A 26356-nucleotide genomic window follows, 5' to 3' on the forward strand; every position below is an offset into this window, starting at 1 on the left:
TAACACCTGATTAACTTTTTTGAAGTGTGATGTAACGCATTCAGTTACATCTCCGATTGTCTATAGTTTGTCCGCAGGTGAGGCTTTAACCAACAATAACCCTACGAGGATCCTCTTATGTGGAAGCGCTTACTTCTTGTCACAGCAGTTTCCGCAGCTATGTCGTCTATGGCTATGGCTGCCCCTCTGACCGTAGGTTTTTCTCAGGTCGGCTCTGAATCCGGCTGGCGTGCGGCTGAAACCAACGTTGCGAAAGAGGAAGCCGCCAAGCGCGGCATCACTCTGAAGATTGCTGACGCCCAACAAAAACAGGAAAACCAGATTAAAGCCGTACGCTCCTTTATTGCTCAGGGCGTCGACGCCATCTTTATTGCCCCGGTGGTCGCGACCGGCTGGGAACCGGTACTAAAAGAAGCGAAAGAAGCAAAAATCCCGGTATTCCTGCTCGACCGTTCTATTGATGTTAAAGACAAAGATCTCTACATGACCACCGTCACCGCCAACAACGTGCTGGAAGGCCAGCTGATTGGCGAGTGGCTGGTGAAAACCGTTGACGGTAAACCGTGTAACGTCGTTGAGCTACAGGGCACCGTCGGGGCCAGCGTGGCGATTGACCGTAAGAAAGGCTTTGCTGAAGCGATTTCTAAAGCCTCCAATATCAAAATTATCCGCTCCCAGTCCGGCGACTTTACCCGCAGTAAAGGCAAAGAAGTGATGGAGAGCTTTATCAAAGCGGAAAATAACGGCAAGAACATTTGCATGGTTTACGCCCATAACGACGACATGGTGATCGGCGCGATTCAGGCGATTAAAGAGGCCGGGCTGAAGCCGGGTAAAGATATTCTGACCGGTTCTATCGACGGCGTGCCGGATATCTATAAAGCGATGATGGCCGGTGAAGCGAACGCCAGCGTAGAGCTGACGCCGAATATGGCCGGCCCGGCGTTTGACGCGCTGGAGAAATACAAAAAAGACGGCACTCTGCCGGAGAAAGTGACCATCACCAAATCGACGCTCTACTTACCGGATACGGCGAAAGAAGAGTTAGAGAAGAAGAAAAATATGGGCTACTAAGCGGCTGATACCCTCACCCCAACCCTCTCCCTGAAAGGGAGAGGGAGCCGGGCGGTGCGGGTTGCTAGTTGGGCACAATATGTTCCCTCTCACCCTCGGGGAGAGGGCCAGGGTGAGGGGGAGCGCAGCATGACCACTGAAACCAACCTGGAAATCCTCCGCACTGAGGGGCTCTGCCAGTATTTCCCCGGCGTGAAAGCGCTGGATAACGTTAACTTCAGCCTGCGGCGTGGTGAAATTATGGCGCTGCTCGGCGAAAACGGTGCTGGAAAATCAACGCTTATCAAAGCGCTGACCGGTGTTTACCATGCCAACAGCGGCAGCATCTGGCTGGAAGGTCAGGAAATCTCGCCGAAGAATACCGCCCATGCCCAGCAGTTGGGGATCGGCACCGTTTACCAGGAAGTGAACCTGCTGCCGAATATGTCGGTGGCGGATAATCTGTTTATTGGTCGTGAACCACGACGTTTTGGCCTGCTGCGGCGCAAAGAGATGGAAAAGCGCGCCACGGCGCTAATGGAATCCTACGGTTTTTCCCTCGACGTACGCGAACCGCTCAACCGCTTTTCGGTCGCGATGCAGCAGATTGTTGCTATCTGTCGGGCGATCGACCTGTCAGCAAAAGTCTTAATTCTTGATGAACCCACCGCCAGCCTGGATACCCAGGAGGTGGAGATGCTCTTCACCTTGATGCGCCAGCTGCGCGATAGCGGCGTCAGCCTGATTTTCGTTACCCACTTCCTCGACCAGGTTTATGCCGTTAGCGACCGGATCACCGTTTTGCGTAATGGTGGCTTCGTCGGCTGTCGGGAAACCCGTGAGCTGCCGCAAATTGAACTGGTGAAAATGATGCTGGGCCGCGAGCTGGAGCATAACGCCCTGCAGCGTGCGGGCCGCACTCTGCTAAGCGACAAACCGGTTGCCGCCTTCGAGGATTTTGGCAAAAAAGGCACCATCGCCCCGTTTAATCTGCAGGTTCGCCCCGGGGAAATCGTCGGCCTGGCGGGTCTGCTAGGCTCAGGGCGCACGGAAACCGCTGAGGTCATTTTCGGCATCAAACCCGCCGACAGCGGCAAAGCGTGGATCAAAGGCAAACCGCAAACCCTGCGCTCGCCGCATCAGGCCTCCTGCCTTGGAATCGGCTTTTGCCCGGAAGATCGTAAAACCGACGGCATCATCGCCGCCGCCTCGGTGCGGGAAAATATCATTCTCGCGCTCCAGGCACAGCGCGGCTGGCTGCGCCCGATTGGCCGACGCGAACAAAATGAGATTGCCGAGCGTTTTATTCGCCAGTTGGGTATTCGTACCCCCAGCGCCGAGCAGCCGATCGAGTTCCTCTCCGGCGGCAATCAGCAGAAGGTGCTGCTCTCGCGCTGGCTGCTGACTAAACCACAGTTTCTGATCCTCGATGAGCCGACTCGCGGTATCGACGTGGGTGCCCATGCGGAGATCATCCGCCTGATTGAAACCCTCTGCGCCGATGGTCTGGCGCTGCTGGTTATCTCTTCGGAGCTGGAAGAATTGGTGGGTTATGCCGACCGGGTGATTATCATGCGCGATCGCCAACAGGTGGCGGAACTGGCTCTGAGCGAGCTCTCCGTCCCGGCGATCATGAACGCTATTGCGGCATAAGGAGTAACCGATGATGCCTCGATCTGTTCCGAAAACCGGCCAGCCAAAACGACGCTTTAGCTGGCCAAAAGGGATGCCGCAAATTATTGCGCTGCTGTTGGTGCTGGTCGTTGATAGCCTGGTGGCCCCGCATTTCTACCAGATAGTGTTGCAGGAAGGACGGCTGTTCGGCAGCCCGATTGATATTTTGAATCGTGCAGCGCCGGTAGCTCTGCTGGCAATTGGTATGACGCTGGTTATCGCCACCGGTGGGATTGACCTGTCTGTGGGCGCGGTGATGGCGATCGCCGGAGCCACGGCGGCGTCGATGACCGTGGCGGGCCATAGCCTGACCGTTGTGCTGCTGGCATCACTGGCGGCCGGTGCGCTAGCCGGTCTGTGGAATGGGATTCTGGTCGCGATACTGAAGATCCAGCCGTTCGTCGCCACTTTGATCCTGATGGTGGCCGGACGCGGAGTTGCCCAACTGATCACTTCCGGGCAGATCGTGACATTTGATTCTCCACATCTTGCCTGGCTCGGCAGCGGATCTCTGCTGCTGTTCCCGACGCCGGTGATCATTGCCATTGTTACGCTGGCGCTATTCTGGTTGTTTACCCGCAAGACCGCGCTGGGGATGTTTATTGAAGCGGTGGGCATTAACATCCGTGCGGCGAAAAACGCCGGGGTGAATACCCGCATCGTGGTGATGCTGGCCTACGTATTAAGCGGCGTTTGTGCGGCTATCGCCGGGATTATCGTGGCGGCGGATATTCGCGGTGCCGATGCCAATAACGCCGGATTATGGCTGGAGCTGGACGCTATTCTGGCGGTGGTGATCGGCGGCGGCTCGCTGATGGGCGGGCGCTTTAACCTGCTGCTCTCGGTGGTCGGGGCACTGATTATCCAGGGGATGAATACCGGGATCCTGCTGTCAGGATTTCCGCCGGAGCTTAACCAGGTGGTCAAAGCCGTGGTGGTGCTGTGCGTACTGATCGTTCAGTCGCCGCGCTTTATCAGCTTACTGAAGGGGATACGTGGCCATGATAAAACGTAATTTACCGTTAATGATCACTCTGGCGGTGTTTGTGCTGGGCTATCTCTACTGCCTAACCCAATTTCCCGGCTTTGCCTCGACGCGGGTGATCTGCAATATCCTGACCGATAACGCTTTCCTTGGGATCATTGCCGTCGGCATGACCTTTGTGATCCTCTCCGGCGGGATCGATCTGTCGGTGGGCTCGGTGATCGCGTTTACCGGGGTCTTTCTTGCCAAAGCGATCGGCTTTTGGGGGATCTCGCCGCTGGTGGCGTTTCCGCTGGTGCTGGTGATGGGCTGCGCCTTTGGCGCGTTTATGGGCTTGCTGATCGATGCGCTGAAGATCCCGGCGTTTATCATCACTCTCGCCGGAATGTTTTTCCTGCGGGGCGTCAGCTACCTGGTTTCTGAAGAGTCGATTCCCATCGATCACCCGGTCTATGACACCCTTTCCAGCCTGGCATGGATGATCCCCGGCGGCGGTCGCTTAAGCGCGATGGGTCTACTGATGCTGCTGGTAGTGGTCGCCGGGATTTTTATGGCCCACCGCACTCGCTTTGGCAATCAGGTTTACGCCATTGGCGGCAGCGCCACCTCGGCGAATCTGATGGGTATCTCTACGCGCAGTACCACCATTCGCATCTACATGCTCTCCACCGGGCTGGCGACGCTGGCCGGAATTGTTTTCTCCATTTATACCCAAGCGGGCTATGCGCTGGCGGGCGTTGGCGTTGAGCTGGACGCCATTGCTTCGGTGGTTATCGGCGGCACGCTGTTAAGCGGTGGGGTAGGAACGGTGCTGGGCACGCTGTTTGGCGTGGCGATTCAGGGGCTGATTCAGACCTACATCAACTTCGACGGCACCCTGAGTTCGTGGTGGACCAAAATCGCCATCGGGATCCTGCTGTTTGTCTTTATTGCGCTTCAGCGCGGTCTGACGGTGCTGTGGGAGAATCGGCAGAGTTCACCGGTCACGCGAGTGAATAACGTGCCAGCCAATCATGCTGGCGCGACCGACAAGTGGTGAAGTGACCGGGCCTGATGATCAAAACGCCATCAGGCACTGGTTTTTTTAAAATCCATGAATATAAAACAGGTTCACGATCGCGCTGTTTCTGAGCCGGTTTTCCACCGCCGTTTCGGTGTAGAAGTTTAGCGTCAGGGTGTTATTGGCCGAATGATTCCACATCAGCCCGGGGCCAATGCCTAATACCTGCTCGCGTGAGTTTGGTAGGTCATCGCCATTTACTTTATCGTCGGAAATTTGCTTCAGATAATAGCCGTTAATACCCAGATGCCACTTGGGCGCCACTTCATATTCGGCAGCAAAGTTGAGCCAGGCCAGCTGACCGGCGCGGGTGCGTTGCACGCTTTCGCCTTTCCAGTCCAGCGGGGCGCTGCTGGCCGGGTTGGTATTATTGAAGTTCACCAGGTACTGTAAACGCCAGTTTAACGAGGCGCGCGGGGCAAAGAGCCAGGTGGCGGCCCAGGTTGGCGTAAACGACCACTGGTTCGCCCCCGGATTAATGTCCTGCTTCGCGTCATATTTTCCGGTGGGCACGTTGAAGCCGATTTCAAAACGCTGGGCAAACAGCGGCGTGCCCTGTGCATCCATCACCGGGTTAATTTGCAGATAGGTGCCGATAAAAATATCGCCAAACCCAGCGTCATTGGCCTGCAATTTTGCCGGAGCATCGCCGAAATCGGTATGAAAGCCGACGATCGGAATAATCAGGTCTAAACCCAGCGAGGCATTCTCAAACGGGGAGTGTGCAAAGGTATAGAGAAATTGGTGGCTGGTTAGCCAGGTATCCACATTGCTTTTGCCAAAGGCATCTATTTTATTCCCGGCGCTGTCTTTAATCGCATTCGCATGGGTATAGCGATAATAGCCCAGATAGGACAGCTGTCCCGGCGCGGCGGCCGGGAAGCCGTCAAAAAAGCTGGTCAGGCCGAGGTTGATGCCAGCAGGCTCTGCCACCGACGGTGTAGCGGCTTCTGCCGGAGCATGGGCCAGTAAAATGAGCGCAAGAAGCCCCCCGACTCTGCGAGAGAGCCTGGTAAATGATACGGACATGATTTTCTACCTTTTAACGACCTACCGTCTTTCCAGTTGCAGGGAGGAACCAAGTCGACACATCGGAATTGACCCGCCTTCCTGCAACTCGAAATCCATTAGGGTATAAAATAATCGTTTCTGGAATACATCGACCAGGCTTATCAGGAACGGAACTAGGCGATACGACGGGTCTGCACTGGCTCACCGTTGCGATAGAGCAGACAATCGCGGTCGTTCCGCTCAACGGCGACGACCGTGGCGGTCACGATGCTGTGGGTGGTGTCATCAATGATCTGATCCACCACGCAGTCGAAGCTCACCGCGGTGCCTTCCAGCATTGGTGCGCCTGACTTCAGCGGATACCAGTTTCCCTGGCTGAAGCGCTGCTCGCCGTGAAACGCTTTACTGGCGAAACGCATGGCGTGGTCGAGCTGTTCACTGGCCAGCACGTTGATGCCAATCCCCTCGCCAACGTTCAGCTGGCGATGGGCGCTGGCGCTTTTGCCAACGCAGACCAACACGCGCGGTGGATCGACGCTCACCGAGCAGAACGACGAGGCGGTTAAACCGTTACGCTGCTCGTCGGAATGGACGGTAATCACCGCCACCGGCAGCGTCAGTTGACGCATGCCCAGTTTGAACTCATCAGCAGACAGAGAACTCATGCGGCTTCTCCTGAGGCGGAATCATACGGACGGAACGGCTCACGCAGGCCACGGGCTTCCAGGCGCGGCAGCACTTCGTCGCGGAAATAGGGGAACTCGCTGACATAGTCGGTGAACGACAGCGTGGTGCCGGAGAAACCGGTACGATACAGCTGCTCCAGGCCGTCGGCGACATCGTCCGGCGTCCCGACCAGCGGGAAGCCGCCGTGGCCGGCAGAGAAGCGGTCGCGAATCAGTTTGAGCTGATCTTTCGGGAACGATTCGGCGTTCTCGAACATCAGACGAATAATGTTATCCACCGCTGCCCAGTCGGCGTTCTGCTGGGAATAGTAGTGGTGATACTCCTCGGCTTCCGCGCGAGTTGGGCGGCAGACGACGTAGGAGAAGGTCAGAATATTGAGCGCTTTCTGGCGTGCGGCATCTAGGGCCTTCTGCTTCAACTCGACAATCTCTTTTGCGGAGCGCTCCAGGGTGATTGCGGAGGTGAACAGGAAATCGGCGTTGCGAATGGCGAAATCGCGCCCTTCGCCGGAACCGGCGGCGTTAAAAATCGGGATGTCTTGTTGCAGCGGTAACGGCAGACCATAGGTGTCTTTCAGCTTGAAGAAATTGCCGTCCCAGTTGAAGGCTTTCTCTTCGCGCCACAGTTTGCGGATCACCTCAAACCACTCCTGGCCGTAGGCGTAGCGGCTTTCGTGATCATAGGCGAGGTCGCCGCCAAGTGCTTCATATTCCGGGCGGTTCCAGCCGCAAACCACGTTCAGCCCCGCGCGGCCCTGGCTGATGTGATCCATCGTTGCCAGCTGTTTTGCCACTACCACTGGATGGTTAAAAGAGGTATGAACGGTAGAAAAGACGCTGATATGGCGAGTCGCCGCCAGCAGCGCGGAGGCCCAGGTGACGGTCTCCAGCACGTTGCCGTGGAAGTTGGTTTCGCCGCCGTAGCCGATCCAGCGGGCGATCGGCAGCAGAAACTCGATCCCGGCTTCATCGGCGAGCTGTGCCATTTTCAGGTTGTTTTCCCAGGAGTTGTTCCAGCGATCTTCAATTTTGGTGACAGCCATACCGCCGGAGCAGTTCGCTGCAAAGAAACCCAATTTAAACTTATTGTTATTCAGGATCCGGTTTACTTTAGTGTTTGCCATGAGGTGGCTCCTTTCGGAAGTAGGTGATGACTTAACACAACTAAGCAATGGGTATATATTTTATACATGAATATTTTATGCTTAAACAATATCGATTGCTTAATAATCACCCACCTGTGAGAGCAATCACATAATAAAATGTGATGATTAGGCTGGGATGTGATGAGAAAAAGAGGTAAATAATTAATGAAATCAAATGTATCTGCTATTTCACCTGAAGCCGGCTCTCGCGATGTCAAACTGTGGCTGCGGCTGTTATCGTGCGTCAACATCATTGAAACCGAACTTCGTCAGCGGATGCGTGAGCAGTTTGGCAGCACGCTGCCGCGCTTTGATATGCTGGCGCAGCTGGATCGCTTCCCGGACGGTATCAAGATGGGCGAACTGTCGCGACTGATGCTGGTGACGGGCGGCAACATTACAGGGCTTGCCGATAGTCTGGAAAAAGAGGGCATGGCGGTGCGGGTGTACGATCCCAACGATCGTCGCTCGTGTCGGATCAAACTGACCGCGTCCGGCAAACAGCAGTTTGATCTGATGGCGGCGGCGCACCAGGGCTGGCTGAACGAACTGATGGCCGCTCTGCCGGTGAAAGAAAAAGATCAGCTCTATACGCTACTGGGCAATTTTAAGAGCCAGTTCCCAGGAATGTAACGCTAACGGAAGTTTTTTCACTTTCTGGATAACAGCTTCAGGAAATGGATAGAGCGTTTGCCGGGCCTGCTTACAATGTTACTTGTTTGTTAATTTCAATTTCCCAAACAGGTGACCGCGTATGAACAAAGCATTGCTGACTGAATTTTCTGAGGGGATCGCTCAGGACGCGATCCGGATTGTCGATTTAACGCAAACGCTGAGCGAACGCTTCCCGACGCTGCAGCTGCCGCCGCAGTTCGGCCAGGCCTGGGGCTTTAAAAAAGAGACCATTTCCCACTACGATGAAAATGGCCCCGGTTGGTACTGGAACAACTTTACCTGTAGCGAACACACCGGCACTCACTTTGATGCGCCGGCGCACTGGGTGAGCGGTCGTGAGCATCATGAAAATACCGTTGATACCATCAACCCTGCGGCGTTCATCGGCCCGGCGGTGGTGGTGGATGCCAGCCGCGAAGTAGCGGAAAATCCGGACTGGATCCTGTCGGTTGATTACCTGGAAAGCTGGGAAAAACAGCACGGGAAGATCCCGGAAGGCGCCTGGGTGCTATTCCGCACGGACTGGTCGAAAAAGGCCGATGACGGCGCGGCGTTCCTCAACATGCGCGAAGATGGCGCCCACACGCCAGGCCCGGCGCAGGCAACCGTCGAATGGCTGATTGAAGCGCGCAACGTACGTGGCTTTGGCGTGGAAACCATTAACACCGACGCCGGGCAATCCTACGCCTGGCCGGTGCCCTATCCCTGCCATACCCTGATGCACGGCGCTAATAAATATGGCCTGCAATGCCTGACCAACCTCGATCAATTACCGACGTGCGGTGCGGTGATTATCGCGGCCCCGCTCAAAATTGAGCAGGGTTCCGGTAGCCCGTTACGCGTACTGGCGTTGATTAGCGAATAACTTCAACACAAATACACGCAGTCATTCGAGTTGCAGGAACGAGCGCAGCCAACGCATCTGCAACTTGAAGCACGACGTGTATACTCTAAATAATTCGAGTTGCAGGAAGGCGGCGACGCAGGGAATCCCCAGGAGCTTACTCCAGTAAGTGACTGGGGTGAGCGAGGAAAGCCAACGCACATGCAACTTGAAGTATGACGAGTATATTGCCGGTTAGCGCTTACGCATGCTCTGACTGGGCGTCTCACCAAAGCGCGCTTTGTACTCGGCGCTAAAGCGCCCCATATGGGCGAATCCCCAGCGCAGCGCAGCGCCTGTTACGTTGTTTACCTCGCCGGAAAGCAGCTCGGCACGCACCCGCTCCATACGGGTATCTCGCAGATATTGCATCGGGCTGACGCCAAGAAAATTTTTAAACCCCGCATACAGTCCACGCAGGCTAACGCCGCCAATCCCCGCCAGCGCTTCCGCGCTCAGCGTTTCGTGCGCGTGGGCGTGAATGTACTCTTGCACGCGGCGGACGTGGGCCGGGCGAATGCTGGAACGCTTGCTGTCAGCGGGTTGGCGGTAGTTATGCTGGTGGCTATTGAGCAGCGTGGTGGCGACCAGTTGCTCCATCTGCTGGCGAATCAGACGGTGTTTTTCCAGGTCCAGCCCCTGGCTGGCGCACTCCAGCAGATAACCAATGAGCGCACACCACGCCGGATTATCCTGCCAGCGAAACGCGGTCTCGAAGCGCAGCGGTTCGTTCAGAGGCTGGCCAAGCTGACCGACCAGCATGTTCTCCAGCAGCGAGCGAGAGATGCGCAGCAGAAACTGATCGTTGCCAGGTTCCCAGCGCATGCGGGTGACGTCTTCCGGGTTAATCACCGTGGCCAGCTGCGGACCGGATAGGATCTCCTGACCTTCGCTCACCACTGTGGCGCTACCGTGCAGCGGCATCTGCACCAGAAAAAAATCCTTCATCAGGCACGGCGCGATATCCACCCGCGAGCTGTAGCGCAGGCGGTTAAGTGAGATTTCACCCATCGGAATGTGGTGCATCCGCACGTCGGCGCGTGCGCCGCGATCGACCAGATCCACCTGGCAAGGTTTGAAGATCCGTCCTACGACGGCACCTGCTTGCTCCAGCGTGGCGGAGGTAAACAGCAAGTTGGCGGACGAATTGAGATGACTAAGCGCAGCGGACAGGCGCGGTGAGACGATATCGTTGATCAACATAACAGACTCCTCGTGGAGACGACGTAAAGGTGAAACGTCCTGCCTGTTGTTGATTTCTGGCCGTCATACGCGAACGCGTTGCTTTAATCAACATTCCATTAACAACTTGCTAACGCATACACGTTAACTGGAATTCAGAAGTTATGTCAGAGCAAATTCCGATAACGAGAGATGGATCGCGCAGATTTTGTTATCGCTGAGGGCGGAGAAATGCCATTTTGCGCGGTGATTATCCGGCTTGTGCAGATATAACTGCTGGCCGACGGAGGGAGGATTGATCCTTTGCGCCACTTTTCTTATCGCTGATGGTGTGTCCACTAACCGGAGTTTGCCATGACCATTGCGATGACAAAGAGTGCGGTGCGTCCGTACGCCGTGACCCGCCGGGTATTACTGGTGTGCTGGTTGAGTATTTTATTTGAAGGCTATGATGTTGGCGTGATGGGGGCGGTGCTTTCCAGTATGGCGGAAGACGCTGGCTGGGGGCTGACGCCGCTGGAGCTGGGGGCGCTCAGTAGCTACGCGCTGGTGGGAATGTTCTTCGGCGCATTCGCTGCCGGTTCTCTGAGCGAACGTATCGGGCGTCGGCGGATGCTGCTGCTGTGCGTCGGGCTGTTCTCGCTTTCGATGATTGCCACTACCTGGGCGCCGACGCCGCTGCTGTTCGGCGTGGCGCGCTTTATCGGCGGGCTGGGGCTGGGCGGGGTGATCCCGGTGGCGGCGGCGCTGACCGTTGAATATTCGCCGCCGGAGCGGCGCAGCTACAACTACGGGATTATGTATTCTGGCTACTCGCTGGGCATTCTGTGCTCGGCACTGGTGGCGATGTGGCTGATTCCCCATTTCGGCTGGCGCAGCGTGATTGGCGTGGGCGCACTGCCGCTGCTGGTGCTGTGGCCGATGTCGCGCCTGCTGCCGGAGTCGCTAGAGTATCTGGTCACCAGTGGGCGAATGATTGAGGCGCGTGAGCTGTCATCGCGTCTCGGCGTTCCGCTGCCGGAAGCGGAAACGCCGCGTCCGCAGCAGGAGGGCTGGCGTAAAACCGGCAGCCTGCTGTTCTCGGGCGACTATCTGCGCGCCACGGCCTGCTTCTGGGTCGCCTTATTCTGCGGCATGTTGCTGGTCTATGGTCTCAACACCTGGCTGCCGAGCATCATGCGCAAAAGCGGCTATGCGCTGGGGCCGAGCCTGCTGTTTCTGGTGGTGTTTAGCCTCGCCTCGGCGGTGGGCGGGTTGTTCCTCGGGCGCATTGCCGATCGTATCGGCGCGAAGCGGGCGGTGGCGCTTTCTTACCTCGTGGGCGGCGCGGGCATCTGCGCGCTGATGTTCCCGCACTCGCTGCCGGTCAACATTCTGCTGACCGCGCTGGCAGGTGTCGGCAGTATTTCTGCATCGCTGATTCTGACCGGCTATCTGGCGACCTGGTATCCGGGCAACAGCCGCGCGGCGGCCACCGGTTGGGCGCTGAGCTTTGCGCGTATCGGCGCGATGAGCGGGCCACTGTTCGGCGCGTGGATAGCCAGCAGCGGGTTATCGCTGTCGTGGAACTTTGGCGCGTTTGCGCTGGTGTCGCTGGTCGCGGCGGTGACGGTGATGTTGCTACCTAAGCGGTAGGGTGCCGGAAATCAGAAGAACAATAATCTTTTAAGTTACGGTGCGTTAACCCTCACCCTTAAAAAGGGAGGGGGGGTGCACCGAGCTGAGATATTCATGTTCAGCACAAAACTTCAATTCAGCACCCAACGGTTCCCTCGCCCCTTTGGGGAGAGGGCCAGGGTGAGGGGATGCGCACCAATTCCCCCATTTTTATCCCCCTTCTGCAATCGCTATCCATCTTCCGCACAAATGACAATTCCATGACAAATCATGGATTGCCCCTCCTTCGCACGTTGCTTACAAGTTAATCAGACCAAATTGAAATGAAAGTGAGGTTGTGATGGCTGAACGTTCGTTTGTTGAAGAGGTAAAGAAACTGACTTTACCGGCAGGTTCTGTGTTTAGCGGCGAAGGTATTCTGGCCGTCACTAAAGCGCTGCTGGAATCCGGTGTCTCCTACGTGGCTGGCTATCAGGGCGCGCCTATTTCCCACTTGATGGACGTGCTGGCCGATGCCCAACCGATCCTCGACGAGTATGGCATTCGCTTTGAAAACAGCGCCAGCGAAGCTACCGCGGCGGCGACGCTGGCGGCGTCGGTCAACTACCCCCTGCGCGGCGCGGTGACCTTTAAGGCGACGGTTGGCACCAACGTGGCTTCCGACGCGCTGGCCAACCTCTCCTCCGGCGGCGTGCTGGGCGGAGCGTTGATTATCGTCGGCGAAGACTACGGCGAAGGTTCATCAATCATGCAGGAGCGCAGCCATGCGTTCGCCATGAAATCGCAGATGTGGCTGCTCGACCCGCGCCCGAACCTGCCGTGCATCGTGCAGGCGGTGAAGGATGGCTTTGAACTGTCTGAGGCCAGCAACACCCCGGTGATGTTGCAAATGCGCATTCGTTCTTGTCACGTTCACGGCCAGTTTGTCACCTCGGAAAACCGTGCTCCGGCGTTTACGGTGAAACAGGCGCTGGAAAATCCGCAGCGCGACGTCAGCCGCATCGTGCTGCCACCCGCCAGCTTCCTGCATGAAAAAGAGAAAGTTCATCAGCGCTGGCCTGCTGCGGTGCGCTTCATTCGCGAACGTCGCCTGAACGAGTTCTTCTCCTCTGACGCCGATGATATTGGCATCGTGCTGCAGGGTGGCAACTACAACACGCTGATTCGCGCTCTTAACCAGCTGGATCTGGCCGATGTGTTTGGCAACAGCAAAATCCCGCTGTACGTGATGAACGTCGCCTACCCGCTGGTAGAAGAAGAGTTGGACGAGTTCTGCTGCAACAAGCGTGCGGTGCTGGTGCTGGAGGAGGGACAGCCGAACTTCGTTGAACAGAATATTGCTAACATCCTGCGCCAGAAGGGGCTAAGCGCCAAACTGCACGGTAAAGACCTGCTGCCGCTGGCCGGCGAGTACAACACCGCCACCGTGCTGGCGGGGCTGCGCGCCTTCTTTGAACGTTACGATCGTTTGGAGCCGGATGCCCTGGCAGCCGCGCGCCAGGTGCGTATTCCGCTGGCCAACGTGATGCCGGACGTCGTCAACGCCGCGCCGCCTGCGCTGGCTGATGCGATTCACGCTCGCCCGCCGGGATTCTGCACCGGCTGCCCGGAGCGGCCGATTTTTACCGCCATGAAGCTGATTGAGCGCGAGCTTGGCCCGCACCACATCAGCGCCGACATCGGCTGCCATCTGTTCTCGATTCTGCCGCCGTTTAATCTCGGCAATACCACCATGGGCTACGGTCTGGGCGGCGCGGGAGCGGCGGCGCTCAATAGCAAAGACGGCAAACGCGCCATCTCGGTGATGGGCGACGGCGGTTTCTGGCACAACGGTTTGACCAGCGGCATCGCCAACAGCGTATTTAACCAGAGCAACAACCTGACCATCGTGGTTGACAACAGCTACACCTCGGCCACCGGCGGACAAGACATTCTGTCGTCCACCGCGCAAAACGCCACCCGCAGTACCGGTCACGCTATTGAGCAGGCGGTGAAGGGCGTTGGCGTGAAATGGGTGAAAACGGTGCGTCGCACCTACGACCTGAAAACTATGACCGCTACTCTGCGCGACGCTTTAACCAGCAAAACGCCGGGCCCGAAGGTGCTGATTGCCCAGAGCGAATGCATGCTCAACCGCCAGCGCCGCGAAAAGCAGCAGGTGCGTAAAGCGCTGGAGAGTGGCAAACGCGTGGTGGCGGAGCGCTTCGGCGTGGATAGCGACACCTGTACCGGCGACCACTCCTGCATTCGTCTTTCCGGCTGTCCGTCGCTGTCGATTAAACCGAACCCGGATCCACTGCGCACCGATCCGGTCGCAACGGTGATCAACAGCTGCGTCGGCTGCGGCCTGTGCGGCGAAGTGTCGCATGCCGCCGTGTTGTGCCCCTCGTTTTATCGAGCGCGCATCGTCACCCATCCGGGGCGCAGCGAACGCTGGAGAGAGGCGATTCGTCGTCCATTAATCAACTGGTTACAGCGCCGGAACGCCCGTCGCCTGGCCCGCGTTAGCCTGTAAGGAGCACTCAGATGCCGAAAGTACAGCCCATCAAAATCGCCATTCTGGCGATGGGCGGGGAAGGGGGCGGCGTGCTCGCCGACTGGATTGTCAACCTGGGCGAAGAGAACGGCTATTTCGCCCAGACCACCTCGGTACCGGGCGTGGCGCAACGTACCGGCTCCACCATTTATTACGTCGAGTTGTTTCCCGGCCTGCACGAGCTGGATAAACCGCCGGTGCTGGCGTTGATGCCGATGCCGGGCGACGTAGACGTGGTGCTGGCCTCCGAGCTGATGGAAGCCGGGCGCGCGGTGCAGCGCGGGTTAGTCACGCAGCAGCGCACCACGCTGATCGCCTCCACCCACCGCGTTTACTCCATTGGTGAAAAAACGGCGATGGGCGACGGTCGTGTGAATAACACCACGTTGATCGACCACGCCAGCAGGGCCGCGCGCAAATTTATCCGCTTCGACATGGCGAAAACGGCGGAAGAGAGCCGCAGCGTGATTAGCGCCGTACTCTTTGGCGCGCTGTGCGGTTCCGGCGTGCTGCCGTTCAACCAGCAGCAGTTTGAAGAAACCATTACCCGCGGCGGCGTAGGGGTGAAAACCAGCCTTGTCGCCTTCGCCCAGGGGGTGATGAACACCCGTCTGGAAGAGGCGGAACCGGCAGTGGTCACCACTCAGGCGCCTCAGCCTTCCAATGCGGAAGTGGCGGCGTTGCTGACGCGCATCCATCAGGAACTGCCGGAAAGCGCACAGCCGACTGCCATTGAAGGCGTGCGCCGCCTGTTGGATTACCAGGACGTGGCCTACGCGGCGAACTATCTCGATCGTCTGGCCTCGCTGGCCGCTGCGCCCGGCGGTAACGATGAGCTGCTGCTGCGTGAGGCCGCGCGTCATCTGGCGCTGTGGATGTCGTGGGAAGACACCATTCGCGTGGCGGACCTGAAGATTCGCGGTAGCCGCTTTGAGCGTATCCGCAGCGACGTGAAGCTGCAGGAAAACCAGCATCTGAGTATCAACGAATACATGCACCCACGGCTGGAAGAGATCTGCGAAACCCTGCCCACCGGGCTGGGGCGCTGGCTGCAACAGCCGGGCTTTTGTCAGCGCCTGTTGAGCAATGCCACACGCAAAGGACGCGTGGTAACCACCAGTTCGCTGCGTGGCTACCTGCTGCTGTGGACGCTGGCGCACTGGCGTCGCGGGCGTCGCCTGACCCTGCGCTACCAGCTGGAAACGGCGCGTATTGACGAATGGCTGCAGTACGTTATCCGCGCGGCGGCGTTCAACCCGGCGCTGGCGCTGGAAATCGTGCAGTGCCAGCGGCTGGTGAAAGGCTACGGCGATACCCACGCCCGCGGGTTACGTAACTACCAGACGTTAATCGGCATTGTGGAGCGCCACGATTGTCGTCTGCCGCCCGCCACTTTGCGCGAGCTTCGCGATGCGGCGCTGGCGGATGAACATGGCGATAAGTTGCGCGAGTGCCAGGTGCGCCTGGCGCTGAACTAAGGAGCTTTTATGAGTGCTACAACCTTTACCCAGCCGCACCGCATTCGCTTTGCCGAGTGCGATCCGGCGGGGATTGTTTTCTATCCGCAATATTTCGTGATGTTCAACAACCTGCTGGAAGCGTGGGTTGATTCGCTGCTGCCGTATGGTTTTGCCGGTTTTATCGGCGAGCGCCGCTTCGGCATGCCGACGGTGCACCTGGAAGCAGATTTTAAAGCCGTCAGCCGTATGGGCGACGACGTCATTCTCCATCTGGAAGTGATTCACATTGGTTCGCGCTCGCTGAAGCTGGCGCTGAACTGCACCAGCCTTGAAGGCGAGCTGCGCATGCAGGTTACCCAGACGCTGGTGACTACCTCCCTTGAAACCCATCGTTCTATCGATATCCCGGCGGAGCTGCTGGCCGCGTTGCAATCATCAGGAGAGAGTCTATGAACATTGTGTGTATCGGCGGCGGTCCGGCGGGGCTTTACTTTGCCCTACTGATGAAGCTGCAAAACCCTGCCAACAACATCGTGGTGGTGGAGCGTAACCGCCCGTACGACACCTTCGGCTGGGGCGTGGTGTTCTCCGACGCCACGCTGGAAAATTTGCGCCAGGCCGACCCGGTGAGCGCCGAGCAGATTGCCCGGCAGTTCAACCGCTGGGACGATATCGAAATCCACTTTAAGGATTCGGTGAACCGTAGTGGCGGTCACGGCTTTATCGGTATTGGCCGCAAAAAGCTGCTCAACATTTTGCAGGAGCGCTGTCAGTCGCTCGGTGTTGAACTGGTGTTCGACACCCTGGTGGAAGATGAAGAAGCGTTGGTGGCGCGTTATCAGGCGGATCTGGTGATCGCCTCCGATGGCATTCACAGCCGTATTCGCAGCCGCTATCAGCAGCAGTTTCAGCCGGATATCGACAACCGTCAGTGTCGTTTTGTCTGGCTGGGCACGCGCAAAGTATTTGAAGCTTTTACCTTTTTATTCGCCGAATCGCCGCACGGCTGGTTCCAGGTACATGCCTACCAGTTCGAGCCGGGGTTATCGACCTTTATTATCGAAACCACCGAAGAGACGTGGAAGGCCGCCGGGTTGGATGAGATGAGCCAGGAAGAGGGCATTGCTTACTGCGAGAAGCTATTCGCCCCGTGGCTGGACGGCCAGCCGCTGATGGCCAACGCAGCCCACCTGCGAGGCGCGGCGATCTGGATCCGTTTCCCGCGAGTGATTTGCGAGAACTGGGTGCACTGGATTGAACATCAGAAGAAGCCAGTACCGCTGGTGCTGATGGGCGATGCTGCTCACACCGCCCACTTCTCGATTGGTTCCGGCACAAAGTTAGCGCTGGAAGATGCTATCGAACTGGCTAACAGCTTACAGCACACCAGCGGCGACCTGCGTCGCGGCCTCGACCACTATCAGGCGGTGCGTAGCGTCGAGGTGCTGAAAATACAGAACGCGGCACGTAACTCCACCGAGTGGTTTGAGAACGTCGCCCGCTACGAAAATTTTGCCCCGCAGCAGTTTGCCTACTCGCTGCTGACCCGCTCCCAGCGTATCTCTCACGAGAACCTGCGACTGCGCGATCCGCAGTGGTTAAATCAATACGAGCAGTGGTTGGCGAAAGCGCCGGGCGTACCGCCGATCCTCACGCCATATCAGGTACGCGGCGTGACGCTGAAAAACCGCACCGTGATTTCGCCGGTGCTGCTGTACCAGGCGAAAGAGGGCGTGCCGGGCATGTTCCACCTGATGCATCTGGGCAGCCGTGCCGTCGGCGGGGCGGGGCTGGTCATGACCGAAATGACCGCCGTGTCGCCGCAGGGGCGCATCACACCCGGTTGTCCGGGGCTGTGGAACGACGAACAGGTGCTTACCTGGCGGCAGGTGACCGATTTTGTCCATCAAAACAGCGGTGCCAGCATTGGTGTACAGCTGGGGCACTCCGGGCGTCGCGGTTCCACCCAGCGTGGGGATGAGAAGCCGGATCACCCGCTGGCGCAGGGCAACTGGCCGCTAATTTCCGCGTCGCCGCTGCCGTACCGTCCTGGCGTGTCTCAGGTGCCGGCGGAGGCGACGGCGGAACAGTTGGAAACGGTTATTACTGAGTTTGCCGATGCCGCTCGTCGTGCCGCCAAAGCCGGGTTTGACTGGCTGGAAATTCAGGCGGCGCACGGCGTGCTGCTCTCCAGTTTCATCTCGCCGTTAATCAACCAGCGCCAGGATGAATACGGCGGTTCGCTGGAAAACCGTCTGCGCTTCCCTCTGGCGGTGTTTCGCGCGGTACGGGAAGTGTGGCCGCAGCATTTACCGATTTCGGTACGTATCTCCGCGACCGACTGGGTGGAAGGGGGGACTACGGTGGACGAGGCGGTAGAGATAGCCCGCCGTTTGCGCGAAGCGGGCGTGGACATGATCACCTGCTCCTCCGGCGAAGTTTCTGTCGATCAAAAACCGGTGTATGGCCGTATGTTCCAGACGCCGATGGCCGACCGTCTGCGCAATGAAGGCGGCGTTGCCACCATGGCGGTGGGCGCGATTAGCGATGCGGATCAGGTGAACAGCATTATCGCTTCCGGGCGTGCCGATCTGTGCGCCATTGGCCGCCCTGCGCTGGCGGATGCCAACTGGTTACAGCGCGAATGCGCCCGCTATGGTTGGAATCAGGTGGCCTGGCATCCGGCCTATCACTATGGCCGCGATTTGTTGCAGCGCGCGTTACATCCACAGGAGAAATCAGCATGAAATATGACGACTTTCGTGAAAGCACCGCCGGTCGCGCGGACGTAGAAGATACCCCGGAGCTGGTGGCCTACTACCAGCAACTCTCGGAGCTGAAAACCGGCGCGCTGTGGACGGTGGCGAACAAAATCGAACCATGGCAGCCGAAATCCGCTTCCGTACCGGTGCTGTGGCGCTACCAGGATCTGCGCGAGCACGTGCTGCGTTCGGTGGAGCTGGTGACCCCGGAGAAAGCCGGGCGTCGCGTCATTTATCTGAATAACCCTGGCCGTCAGGACGTGGCGGCGGCGGTGGGTTGGCTCTACTCCGGCCTCCAGGTGATGCACCCCGGCGAAGCGGCGTCGGCGCACGCGCACTCTTCATCGGCGCTGCGCTTCATTATGGAAGGGCGCGGGGCTTACACCATCGTCGACGGTCACAAGATGCCGCTGGAGGCCAACGACTTTGTGCTGACGCCGAACGGCACCTGGCACGAACACGGTGTAGAAGCCGACGGCCTGCCGTGTATCTGGCAGGACGGGCTGGATATTCCGCTGGTTAACGCGATGGAGGCCGGGTTCTACAAGGTACACCCGGATATGCATCAGCAGGTCACCGCGCCGGTTGATGACCGCGTGGCGCTGTGGGCCGCCGCCGCGCTGCGCCCGCACAACGTCGGTTGGGATAAACCCTATTCGCCGCTGTTTAAGTATCAGTGGCAACCAACTTACGAAGCGCTGTGCCGTGCGGCGAAGGTTAGCGACGGCTCGCCGTTTGACGATGTACTGATGCACTACACCAACCCGGTGACCGGTGGCCATGTGATGCCGACCATCGGCGCCAGTATGCAGCGCCTGCGGCCCGGATTTGTCGGCAAGGCGCACCGCCATACCGGCAGCTTTATGTACCAGGTGGCGAAGGGTAAAGGCTACTCGATTATCGACGGGCAGCGCTTTGACTGGCAGGAGCGCGATATTTTCTGCGTGCCGTCCTGGGCCTTCCATGAGCACGTCAACCTGTCGCAAACCGATGATGCGTGCCTGTTCTGTTTCAACGACTTGCCCGTGATGCAGTCGCTCAGCCTCTATTACGAGGACGCGCTGCTGGACAACGATGGTCAGCAAAAAATAGTGTCTGAGGAGAAAAAATAATGCGCCTGATTACCTACCGTAGCAACGTCAACGCCGCGTCCCGTCTGGGCGCAATCGTCGGGGATTATGTGGTGGATTTAGCCAGGCTGGCGCAGTACCGCAGCCAGTCGCTACCGGACAACATGCTGGATTTCATCGACCTTGGTCCGTCGGCGGTGGCAGCAGGCACGGAACTGCTGAACGCCTGTGAGGGCAACTGGCCGGTCGGCTGTGCCCAGCCGCTGGTCAACGTGAAAGTGCTGGCGCCGATCCCGCGTCCGCGTAAAAACATCTTCGGCATCGGCCTGAACTATGTTGAGCACGTGGCGGAGTCCAGCCGCACGCTGGACACCTCCAAAGATCTGCCGAAAGAGCCGGTGATTTTCTCCAAGCCGCCGACCTCGGTGATTGGCCCGGATGATGCCATTGAACACAACGCGCAGATCACCCAGCAGTTGGACTGGGAAGTTGAGCTGGCGGTGATTATCGGCTCGCGCGCCAAACGCGTTAGCGAAGCGCAGGCGCTGAACTATGTCTTCGGCTACAGCCTGATGATCGACATGAGCGCCCGCGACTGCCGCCGCGCCGGTCAGTGGATCTACTCAAAAGGTCAGGACACCTACGCGCCGTTCGGGCCGTGTATTGTCACCGCTGATGAGATTCCGGATCCGCACAATCTCAACCTCAGCCTGCGCGTGAACGGCGTCACCAAACAAAGTTCCAACACCCGCCACATGCTGTTCAAAGTACCAACGCTGATTGCCGATATCAGCAAAGGGATCACCCTCGAGCCGGGTGACATTATCGCCACCGGCACGCCGGAAGGCGTTGGCGCGGGCCGCAGCCCGCAGGAGTGGGTCTGGCCGGGCGATGTGATTGACGCTGAAGTGGAGTTCATCGGCAAGCTGCGCCACCCGGTTGTGGCGGTGTAAGAGGAGAACGATTGATGCTGGAATTAGCCAAATTTACCGCCGCAGCCGTACAGGCCTCGCCGGTGTTTCTCGACACTGATGCCACCGTTGATAAAGCCTGCTGCCTGATTGCCGAAGCGGCAAGCAACGGCGCGAAGCTGGTGGCCTTCCCGGAAGTGTTTATCGCCGGTTATCCGTACTGGAGCTGGGTGATGAACCCGGTGGAAGGAAGCCCGTGGTTTGAAAAGCTGTGCTGTAGCGCGATTGAAGTACCCGGGCCGGAGATTCGTAAAATCGCCCAGGCCGCCGCACGCCATAAGGTGAACGTGGTGATTGGCGTCAACGAACGCCATCCGCAGAGTATCGCCACGCTCTATAACACGCTGGTGACCATCAACGACGAAGGCAAAATTATTGGCCGCCATCGCAAACTGGTGCCGACCTGGGCGGAAAAACTGACGTGGGCCAACGGCGACGCGTCGTCGCTGCGAGTGCACAAAACCAGCATCGGCCCGCTGGGGGCGCTGGCCTGCGGCGAGAACACCAACACGCTGGCGCGTTTTTCGCTGCTGGCGCAGGGCGAACTGGTACACGTGGCCAGCTATATCGCGCTGCCGGTGGCGCCGAAGGATTACGACATGGCGGAGGCTATTCGCCTGCGCGCCTCGGCGCACTGCTTTGAGGGCAAGGTGTTTACAGTGATCGCTTGTTCGACCGTTAGCGAAGAGATCGTTGAGGCAATGGCGCAAACCCATCCCGAAGCGCGTGAACTGCTGGCGCGGCCGAATAGTGCCTTCTCCGGGGTGATTGGCCCGGACGGACGCGTAGTGGGCGAACCGCTGATTGATAAAGAGGGCATCGTCTACGCCGACATTGACCTCAACCGCTGTATTCAGCCGCGGCAGATGCACGACATCACCGGCCACTATAACCGTTTCGATATTTTCGATTTGCAGGTTAACCGTCGTGCCCAGAGCGCGGCGACTTTCCATGATTCCGTTGAGAGTTCACTGGATTTTAGCGGTCAGAATGAAGCGGCGGAGCCGTTCCAGGAGCAAAACTGATGCAGACCCCACGTCATTTCCGTATTGGCCAGATTGTACCGTCGTCGAACACCACCATGGAGACGGAGATCCCGGCGATCCTGCGCGCCAGAGAGGCGATTGCCCCGGAGCGTTTTACCTTCCACTCCAGCCGGATGCGCATGAAGAAGGTATCGAAAGAGGAATTGTCGGCGATGGACGCGGACAGCGATCGCTGCGCGCTGGAACTGTCCGACGCCGCTGTGGACGTGCTGGGCTACGCGTGCCTGGTGGCCATCATGAGTATGGGGAAAGGCTACCACCGTATTTCCGAAGAGCGTCTGCACGCGCGGACCGTGGAAAACGGCCACCCGTCGCCAGTGATTACCAGCGCGGGCGCGCTAGTGGAAGGGCTACAGGCGATTGGCGCGAAGCGGGTAGCGATCCTCACGCCGTATATGAAGCCGCTGACGCAACTGGTGATCGACTACATTGAAAATGAAGGGATCGAAGTGGTGGATAGCCTGTCGCTGGAGATCCCCGATAACCTCGAAGTAGGCCGCCAGAATCCGCTGGCACCGGTTGAGCTGACTAAAAAGCTCAATACCAATGTTGATGCGATTGTCGCCTCGGCCTGTGTTCAGATGCCGTCGCTGCCCTCTATCCAACTGATTGAGGATCGCGTGGGACTGCCGGTGATCTCGTCGTCCGTCGCCACTACATGGATGATGCTCAACCGTCTGCGCCTGGATACCAGGGTGCCGGGCTTTGGTTCGCTGCTGTCCGGGCGCTATTAACCGCAGGAGGTACCGATGTCAGGCTCACCGACATTCATTAACAGCTATTTACCGGCGCTGCTGGGGCAAGCGTGGCTGGTGGTGTCATCGGAGTTCCACACGGTAGTGGAGGCGCGCGGCTTCTCGGTGCTGGAGTGGCGCGTGCTGTCGGTGCTGGAAGGCAATGGGCCAACCAGCGTCAGCGAGCTGGCGTTAAAAACGGTGAGCAAGCAGCCGACCATTACCCGACTACTGCATCGGCTGGAGAAACAGCAACAGGTGGAGCGCTGTGAAAGCCAGAGCGGCGATCGGCGGCAGAGTTGGGTGACGGTGACGGAGGAAGGGCGTCGGCTGGTGCGCGAGCTGAACACCGAGGCGGCGCGCTTTGAAGAGAGCGTACTAAGTGAGTTGGGGGAGGCGCGCAGCGCAGTGCTGAAGAATACGTTGCAGACATTGATTCAGCGCTATAGCGTGGCGTGATTTGGGGCTAACCCTCTCCCCACGGGGGAGAGGGGGTATCTTCGAGCTGATTACGCGTCCGGGAACTCTTTAATTAAGTTCTCAACGTCTTCAACCATATGGTTGTTGCCGACGAAGAAGGAACGGCGCTGGTGCAGGCTTTCCGGGATGATATCCAGAATGCGCTCTTTACCGTCGCTGGCCTTGCCGCCCGCCTGTTCCGCAAGGAACGCCATCGGGTTGCATTCGTACAACAGACGTAGCTTACCGTCCGGGTGGCTGGCGGTGCTTGGGTAGAGATAGATGCCGCCTTTGAGCAGGTTGCGGTGGAAATCCGCCACCAGAGAGCCGATATAGCGCGAGGTATACGGGCGCTGGGTGCCGATATCTTCTTCCTGGCAATATTTAATGTACTTCTTCACACCCATCGGGAACTTGATGTAGTTGCCTTCGTTGATGGAGTAGGTGTTGCCCTTTTCCGGGAAGCGCATGCGCTCCTGGGACAGGCAGAAGACGCCAAGAGACGGGTCATAGGTGAAGGCGTGAACGCCGCAGCCGGTGGTATAGACCAACATGGTCGATGAACCATAAACCACATAGCCTGCCGCGACCTGTTTGCTGCCCGGTTGCAGAAAATCTTCTTCGGTAACAGGCGTACCTACCGGCGTGACGCGACGGTAGATAGAGAAAATCGTTCCGACGGAGACGTTAACGTCGATGTTAGAGGAACCATCCAGAGGGTCCATCAGTACCACGTATTTAGCGTGTTCACACCCTTCAAAGACGACGATTTCATCTTCTTCTTCGGAGGCGATCCCGGCGACAATATCGCGTGCTTTCAGTGCTGCTTTTAATTTTTCATTAGCAAACAGGTCGAGTTTTTGCTGCACCTCGCCCTGAACGTTTTCAGCACCGCTGGCACCCAGGATATCGACCAGACCGGCCTTGTTGATATCGCGGTGGATGATCTTGGCGCCTAACTTTATTGCCGATAATAACGAAGTCAGCTCGCCAGTCGCGTGAGAGAATTCGTGCTGCTTTTCGACAATAAATTCACCTAACGTTTTCATAACCCGTTCCCTGCATGTTTATGTGAAGTAAAACGAACGCAACAATCTTAACAAAGAATAAAAAAATCTCGCACAGGTGAATCGCGCCAGCAAAATACGGATTCGCCTGAAATGCATTTCTTTCCCCCCCCACATCCCGGTAAACTGTGCTTCAGATAAGAGAAGGAAATGACGAATGCGCATTCATATTTTAGGAATCTGTGGCACGTTTATGGGGGGGCTGGCGATGCTGGCGCGTTCCCTCGGTCATGAGGTAACGGGGTCGGATGCGAACGTTTATCCGCCAATGAGTACCCTGCTGGAAAATCAAGGAATTGAGTTAATTCAAGGATATGATGCCAGCCAGCTGGATCCTCAGCCGGATCTGGTGATCATCGGTAACGCGATGACGCGCGGAAATCCATGCGTGGAAGCGGTGCTGGAAAACAACATTCCGTACATGTCCGGGCCGCAGTGGCTGCACGATTTCGTGCTGCGCGATCGCTGGGTGCTGGCGGTAGCCGGGACGCACGGAAAAACCACCACTGCCGGAATGGCGACCTGGATCCTCGAAGTCTGCGGCTATAAGCCGGGATTTGTCATCGGCGGCGTACCGGGTAATTTTGATGTTTCCGCGCGACTTGGCGACAGCCCATTCTTCGTGATTGAAGCCGATGAATACGACTGCGCTTTCTTTGATAAACGCTCCAAGTTTGTTCATTACTGCCCGCGCACGCTGATTCTCAACAACCTTGAGTTTGATCATGCGGATATTTTTGACGACCTGAAAGCGATTCAGAAACAGTTCCATCACCTGGTGCGAATCGTGCCGGGCAAAGGCAAGATTATCCTGCCGGAAAATGACATCAATCTAAAACAGACGATGGCGATGGGCTGCTGGAGCGAGCAGGAGCTGGTCGGCGAGCAGGGGCACTGGCAGGCGAAAAAACTCACCACCGACGCTTCTTCATGGGAAGTGTGGTTGGACGGCGAGAAAGTCGGTGAAGTGAAATGGGCGCTGGTCGGAGAGCATAATATGCATAACGGCCTGATGGCGATTGCCGCCGCCCGTCATGTGGGCGTGCTGCCTGCTGACGCGGCCAATGCGTTGGGCAGCTTTATCAATGCCCGCCGTCGTCTGGAGCTGCGCGGCGAAGCCAACGGCGTTACCGTATATGACGACTTTGCCCACCATCCGACGGCGATTCTGGCGACCCTGCAGGCATTACGCGGCAAGGTCGGCGGCACTGCGCGTATTCTTGCCGTGCTTGAGCCACGTTCCAACACGATGAAGATGGGGCTTAGCAAAGACGATCTGGCACCGTCTCTCGGGCGTGCCGATGAAGTCTTCCTGCTGCAGCCGCAGCATATTCCGTGGCTGGTGGCTGAAGTTGCCGAGGCCTGCGTACAACCTGCTCACTGGAGCGCTGATGTTGATACGCTGGTGGATATGATTGTCAAAACGGCGCATCCGGGTGATCACATCCTGGTGATGAGTAACGGCGGTTTTGGCGGTATCCATCAGAAGCTGCTGGATAAACTGGCTCAAAAAGCCGCCGCGACCGAGTAAGCAATACTCTTCGTTTGGCTGCCCTCCACGCGAGGGCAGCTGTCTTTTGTGACCAGGAGCCGTCATGTTGATCTCTGAAAGAGTGACCTCCCCCAATTCCGCTCATTTTCCCGCGCTCGATGCGTTGTACTGTCGGGCATTTCCGTGGCATGAACAACGTGAAGTCGATGCTAAACTGCAGGCGCTTCACAATCAGAATTATGTGCTGGAAGCCTGGTTTGACGACGCTTTGTTTATCGGGCTGAGCGGTTGCTGGCGTTTTGCCGATTACAGCTATATTGAGCATCTGGCTATTGACGATACGCTGCGCTCGCGCGGCTACGGCAAGCAGCTATTGGCTGAAATCCTCAAACGTGAACCGCTAACTATTCTGGAAATTGATCCGCTGACCAGCGAGATAGCCCACAAGCGCCTGCGCTTCTATGAAACGATGGGCTTTTACGCGAATACCTGGTCACATAGCCACCCGACCTATCATCAAGGGATAGCCGATCATGAGTTGATTGTGTTGAGTTATCCGCAGCCGATTGATGAGGCGCAGTATCAGCGCTTTGCGCAGGATTTGCGTCAGGTGGTCATGGATCAGGTTGGCGTGGTCAAGGTTCTGTAGTTCTGTAGCCCGGACAGATGCGCAGCATCGCCTCCGGGAATTCAGCCACTCTGCCCCGGGGGCGGCGCAAAGCGCCTGCCCGGGCTACAGGTGCATCACCGTCTGCGGACCGGTAGCCCGGAGAGATGCACAGCACCGC

General features: G+C 57.8%; 23 protein-coding genes. 18 read left to right on the forward strand and 5 right to left on the reverse strand.

Translation table 11 applies throughout. From position 1 onward, the window contains the following. Positions 1 to 117 precede the first annotated feature (117 nt). The 4 genes from ytfQ (at position 118) to yjfF (ending at position 4751) form a co-directional block, all read left to right on the forward strand. On the forward strand, positions 118 to 1074 hold the full coding sequence (gene ytfQ, locus HV127_RS10175; RefSeq protein ID WP_064356162.1) for a galactofuranose ABC transporter, galactofuranose-binding protein YtfQ: 957 nt from the start codon (positions 118 to 120) through the stop codon (positions 1072 to 1074). A 129-nt stretch (positions 1075 to 1203) separates the two neighbouring features. Continuing rightward, positions 1204 to 2706: a galactofuranose ABC transporter, ATP-binding protein YtfR gene (gene ytfR, locus HV127_RS10180; RefSeq protein WP_182235802.1), complete on the forward strand. Its 1503-nt coding sequence runs from the start codon at positions 1204 to 1206 to the stop codon at positions 2704 to 2706. Between the two features lie 10 nt (positions 2707 to 2716). Further along, positions 2717 to 3742, forward strand: a complete 1026-nt coding sequence (gene ytfT / locus HV127_RS10185; RefSeq protein WP_110274414.1) for a galactofuranose ABC transporter, ATP-binding protein YtfT — start codon at positions 2717 to 2719, stop codon at positions 3740 to 3742. Next, the gene (gene yjfF / locus HV127_RS10190) at positions 3729 to 4751 is read left to right on the forward strand and encodes a galactofuranose ABC transporter, permease protein YjfF (protein ID WP_182235804.1); all 1023 of its coding nucleotides are present in this window, start codon (positions 3729 to 3731) and stop codon (positions 4749 to 4751) included. The genes ytfT and yjfF overlap by 14 nt, the downstream gene beginning before the upstream one ends. Positions 4752 to 4796: 45 nt before the next feature. Here yjfF and HV127_RS10195 read toward each other — a convergent pair whose 3' ends face one another. The 3 genes from HV127_RS10195 to HV127_RS10205 form a co-directional block, all read right to left on the reverse strand. After that, positions 4797 to 5801 (reverse strand): transporter, encoded by a 1005-nt coding sequence (locus HV127_RS10195; protein ID WP_182235806.1) that lies wholly within the window; start codon positions 5799 to 5801, stop codon positions 4797 to 4799. A 155-nt stretch (positions 5802 to 5956) separates the two neighbouring features. After that, a complete protein-coding gene (locus HV127_RS10200) occupies positions 5957 to 6448 on the reverse strand; it encodes a flavin reductase family protein (RefSeq protein ID WP_182235808.1) in 492 nt (163 codons plus the stop codon). Continuing rightward, the gene (locus HV127_RS10205) at positions 6445 to 7593 is read right to left on the reverse strand and encodes an LLM class flavin-dependent oxidoreductase (RefSeq protein ID WP_182235810.1); all 1149 of its coding nucleotides are present in this window, start codon (positions 7591 to 7593) and stop codon (positions 6445 to 6447) included. Before HV127_RS10205 ends, HV127_RS10200 begins: the two co-directional genes overlap by 4 nt. A 186-nt stretch (positions 7594 to 7779) precedes the next feature. Between HV127_RS10205 and HV127_RS10210 the strand changes: the two genes are divergently transcribed. Beyond that, entirely contained in the window at positions 7780 to 8247 is a 468-nt protein-coding gene (locus HV127_RS10210) for a MarR family transcriptional regulator (RefSeq protein WP_182235812.1), read from the forward strand. Positions 8248 to 8368: 121 nt separating this feature from the next. Further along, a complete protein-coding gene (locus tag HV127_RS10215; RefSeq protein WP_182235814.1) occupies positions 8369 to 9154 on the forward strand; it encodes a cyclase family protein in 786 nt (261 codons plus the stop codon). A gap of 213 nt (positions 9155 to 9367) precedes the next feature. Here HV127_RS10215 and HV127_RS10220 read toward each other — a convergent pair whose 3' ends face one another. After that, the gene (locus HV127_RS10220; protein WP_182235816.1) at positions 9368 to 10375 is read right to left on the reverse strand and encodes an AraC family transcriptional regulator; all 1008 of its coding nucleotides are present in this window, start codon (positions 10373 to 10375) and stop codon (positions 9368 to 9370) included. Positions 10376 to 10708: 333 nt separating this feature from the next. On the opposite strand from HV127_RS10220, the gene HV127_RS10225 reads away from it, so the two are divergent. The 10 genes from HV127_RS10225 to HV127_RS10270 all read left to right on the forward strand — a co-directional run bounded on the left by HV127_RS10225 (position 10709) and on the right by HV127_RS10270 (position 23009). Next, positions 10709 to 11989 carry an aromatic acid/H+ symport family MFS transporter gene (locus HV127_RS10225; RefSeq protein ID WP_182235818.1) on the forward strand — a complete coding sequence of 427 codons (1281 nt, stop codon included), beginning with the start codon at positions 10709 to 10711 and terminating at the stop codon, positions 11987 to 11989. A 322-nt stretch (positions 11990 to 12311) separates the two neighbouring features. Then, positions 12312 to 14486 (forward strand): indolepyruvate ferredoxin oxidoreductase subunit alpha, encoded by a 2175-nt coding sequence (locus tag HV127_RS10230; protein ID WP_182235820.1) that lies wholly within the window; start codon positions 12312 to 12314, stop codon positions 14484 to 14486. Positions 14487 to 14497: 11 nt separating this feature from the next. Then, positions 14498 to 15985 carry an indolepyruvate oxidoreductase subunit beta family protein gene (locus tag HV127_RS10235; protein ID WP_182235822.1) on the forward strand — a complete coding sequence of 496 codons (1488 nt, stop codon included), beginning with the start codon at positions 14498 to 14500 and terminating at the stop codon, positions 15983 to 15985. 9 nt (positions 15986 to 15994) lie between these two features. Next, positions 15995 to 16420, forward strand: coding sequence for a thioesterase family protein (locus HV127_RS10240; RefSeq protein WP_182235824.1), 426 nt, complete (start codon positions 15995 to 15997; stop codon positions 16418 to 16420). Further along, complete coding sequence (locus tag HV127_RS10245; RefSeq protein WP_182235826.1) at positions 16417 to 18714, forward strand: bifunctional salicylyl-CoA 5-hydroxylase/oxidoreductase; 2298 nt, start codon at positions 16417 to 16419, stop codon at positions 18712 to 18714. The genes HV127_RS10240 and HV127_RS10245 overlap by 4 nt, the downstream gene beginning before the upstream one ends. Further along, on the forward strand, positions 18711 to 19841 hold the full coding sequence (locus tag HV127_RS10250; RefSeq protein WP_182235828.1) for a cupin domain-containing protein: 1131 nt from the start codon (positions 18711 to 18713) through the stop codon (positions 19839 to 19841). Before HV127_RS10245 ends, HV127_RS10250 begins: the two co-directional genes overlap by 4 nt. Next, a complete protein-coding gene (locus HV127_RS10255) occupies positions 19841 to 20752 on the forward strand; it encodes a fumarylacetoacetate hydrolase family protein (RefSeq protein WP_182235830.1) in 912 nt (303 codons plus the stop codon). Before HV127_RS10250 ends, HV127_RS10255 begins: the two co-directional genes overlap by 1 nt. Positions 20753 to 20766: 14 nt before the next feature. After that, positions 20767 to 21795, forward strand: coding sequence for a carbon-nitrogen hydrolase family protein (locus tag HV127_RS10260; protein ID WP_182235832.1), 1029 nt, complete (start codon positions 20767 to 20769; stop codon positions 21793 to 21795). Then, positions 21795 to 22550 (forward strand): Asp/Glu racemase, encoded by a 756-nt coding sequence (locus HV127_RS10265; protein WP_275944518.1) that lies wholly within the window; start codon positions 21795 to 21797, stop codon positions 22548 to 22550. Before HV127_RS10260 ends, HV127_RS10265 begins: the two co-directional genes overlap by 1 nt. A 15-nt stretch (positions 22551 to 22565) precedes the next feature. Beyond that, positions 22566 to 23009 carry a MarR family transcriptional regulator gene (locus tag HV127_RS10270; RefSeq protein WP_110274398.1) on the forward strand — a complete coding sequence of 148 codons (444 nt, stop codon included), beginning with the start codon at positions 22566 to 22568 and terminating at the stop codon, positions 23007 to 23009. Between the two features lie 50 nt (positions 23010 to 23059). Here the strand turns inward: HV127_RS10270 and fbp are convergent, their stop codons facing one another. After that, positions 23060 to 24058, reverse strand: a complete 999-nt coding sequence (gene fbp, locus HV127_RS10275) for a class 1 fructose-bisphosphatase (RefSeq protein WP_110274397.1) — start codon at positions 24056 to 24058, stop codon at positions 23060 to 23062. A gap of 175 nt (positions 24059 to 24233) precedes the next feature. On the opposite strand from fbp, the gene mpl reads away from it, so the two are divergent. Both mpl and HV127_RS10285 read left to right on the forward strand, forming a co-directional pair. Further along, positions 24234 to 25607, forward strand: a complete 1374-nt coding sequence (gene mpl, locus HV127_RS10280) for a UDP-N-acetylmuramate:L-alanyl-gamma-D-glutamyl-meso-diaminopimelate ligase (RefSeq protein WP_182235834.1) — start codon at positions 24234 to 24236, stop codon at positions 25605 to 25607. Positions 25608 to 25671: 64 nt separating this feature from the next. Next, positions 25672 to 26217, forward strand: coding sequence for a GNAT family N-acetyltransferase (locus HV127_RS10285; protein ID WP_182235836.1), 546 nt, complete (start codon positions 25672 to 25674; stop codon positions 26215 to 26217). Positions 26218 to 26356: the final 139 nt, after the last annotated feature.

It is taken from the genome of Klebsiella sp. RHBSTW-00215, assembly GCF_014103785.1.
GTDB lineage: Bacteria > Pseudomonadota > Gammaproteobacteria > Enterobacterales > Enterobacteriaceae > Klebsiella.

Excerpts from the sequence above, each read along its gene's own strand:
- HV127_RS10210 (WP_182235812.1), top strand. The coding sequence starts at position 7,780 with ATGAAATCAAATGTATCTGCTATTTCACCTGAAGCCGGCTCTCGCGAT.
- HV127_RS10245 (WP_182235826.1), top strand. The coding sequence starts at position 16,417 with ATGAACATTGTGTGTATCGGCGGCGGTCCGGCGGGGCTTTACTTTGCC.
- ytfR (WP_182235802.1), top strand. The coding sequence starts at position 1,204 with ATGACCACTGAAACCAACCTGGAAATCCTCCGCACTGAGGGGCTCTGC.
- HV127_RS10215 (WP_182235814.1), top strand. The coding sequence starts at position 8,369 with ATGAACAAAGCATTGCTGACTGAATTTTCTGAGGGGATCGCTCAGGAC.
- HV127_RS10265 (WP_275944518.1), top strand. The coding sequence starts at position 21,795 with ATGCAGACCCCACGTCATTTCCGTATTGGCCAGATTGTACCGTCGTCG.
- HV127_RS10250 (WP_182235828.1), top strand. The coding sequence starts at position 18,711 with ATGAAATATGACGACTTTCGTGAAAGCACCGCCGGTCGCGCGGACGTA.
- HV127_RS10270 (WP_110274398.1), top strand. The coding sequence starts at position 22,566 with ATGTCAGGCTCACCGACATTCATTAACAGCTATTTACCGGCGCTGCTG.
- HV127_RS10195 (WP_182235806.1), bottom strand. The coding sequence starts at position 5,801 with ATGTCCGTATCATTTACCAGGCTCTCTCGCAGAGTCGGGGGGCTTCTT.
- HV127_RS10200 (WP_182235808.1), bottom strand. The coding sequence starts at position 6,448 with ATGAGTTCTCTGTCTGCTGATGAGTTCAAACTGGGCATGCGTCAACTG.
- ytfQ (WP_064356162.1), top strand. The coding sequence starts at position 118 with ATGTGGAAGCGCTTACTTCTTGTCACAGCAGTTTCCGCAGCTATGTCG.
- HV127_RS10240 (WP_182235824.1), top strand. The coding sequence starts at position 15,995 with ATGAGTGCTACAACCTTTACCCAGCCGCACCGCATTCGCTTTGCCGAG.
- HV127_RS10205 (WP_182235810.1), bottom strand. The coding sequence starts at position 7,593 with ATGGCAAACACTAAAGTAAACCGGATCCTGAATAACAATAAGTTTAAA.
- HV127_RS10255 (WP_182235830.1), top strand. The coding sequence starts at position 19,841 with ATGCGCCTGATTACCTACCGTAGCAACGTCAACGCCGCGTCCCGTCTG.
- HV127_RS10260 (WP_182235832.1), top strand. The coding sequence starts at position 20,767 with ATGCTGGAATTAGCCAAATTTACCGCCGCAGCCGTACAGGCCTCGCCG.
- HV127_RS10235 (WP_182235822.1), top strand. The coding sequence starts at position 14,498 with ATGCCGAAAGTACAGCCCATCAAAATCGCCATTCTGGCGATGGGCGGG.
- HV127_RS10225 (WP_182235818.1), top strand. The coding sequence starts at position 10,709 with ATGACCATTGCGATGACAAAGAGTGCGGTGCGTCCGTACGCCGTGACC.
- HV127_RS10220 (WP_182235816.1), bottom strand. The coding sequence starts at position 10,375 with ATGTTGATCAACGATATCGTCTCACCGCGCCTGTCCGCTGCGCTTAGT.
- yjfF (WP_182235804.1), top strand. The coding sequence starts at position 3,729 with ATGATAAAACGTAATTTACCGTTAATGATCACTCTGGCGGTGTTTGTG.
- HV127_RS10230 (WP_182235820.1), top strand. The coding sequence starts at position 12,312 with ATGGCTGAACGTTCGTTTGTTGAAGAGGTAAAGAAACTGACTTTACCG.
- fbp (WP_110274397.1), bottom strand. The coding sequence starts at position 24,058 with ATGAAAACGTTAGGTGAATTTATTGTCGAAAAGCAGCACGAATTCTCT.
- ytfT (WP_110274414.1), top strand. The coding sequence starts at position 2,717 with ATGATGCCTCGATCTGTTCCGAAAACCGGCCAGCCAAAACGACGCTTT.
- mpl (WP_182235834.1), top strand. The coding sequence starts at position 24,234 with ATGCGCATTCATATTTTAGGAATCTGTGGCACGTTTATGGGGGGGCTG.
- HV127_RS10285 (WP_182235836.1), top strand. The coding sequence starts at position 25,672 with ATGTTGATCTCTGAAAGAGTGACCTCCCCCAATTCCGCTCATTTTCCC.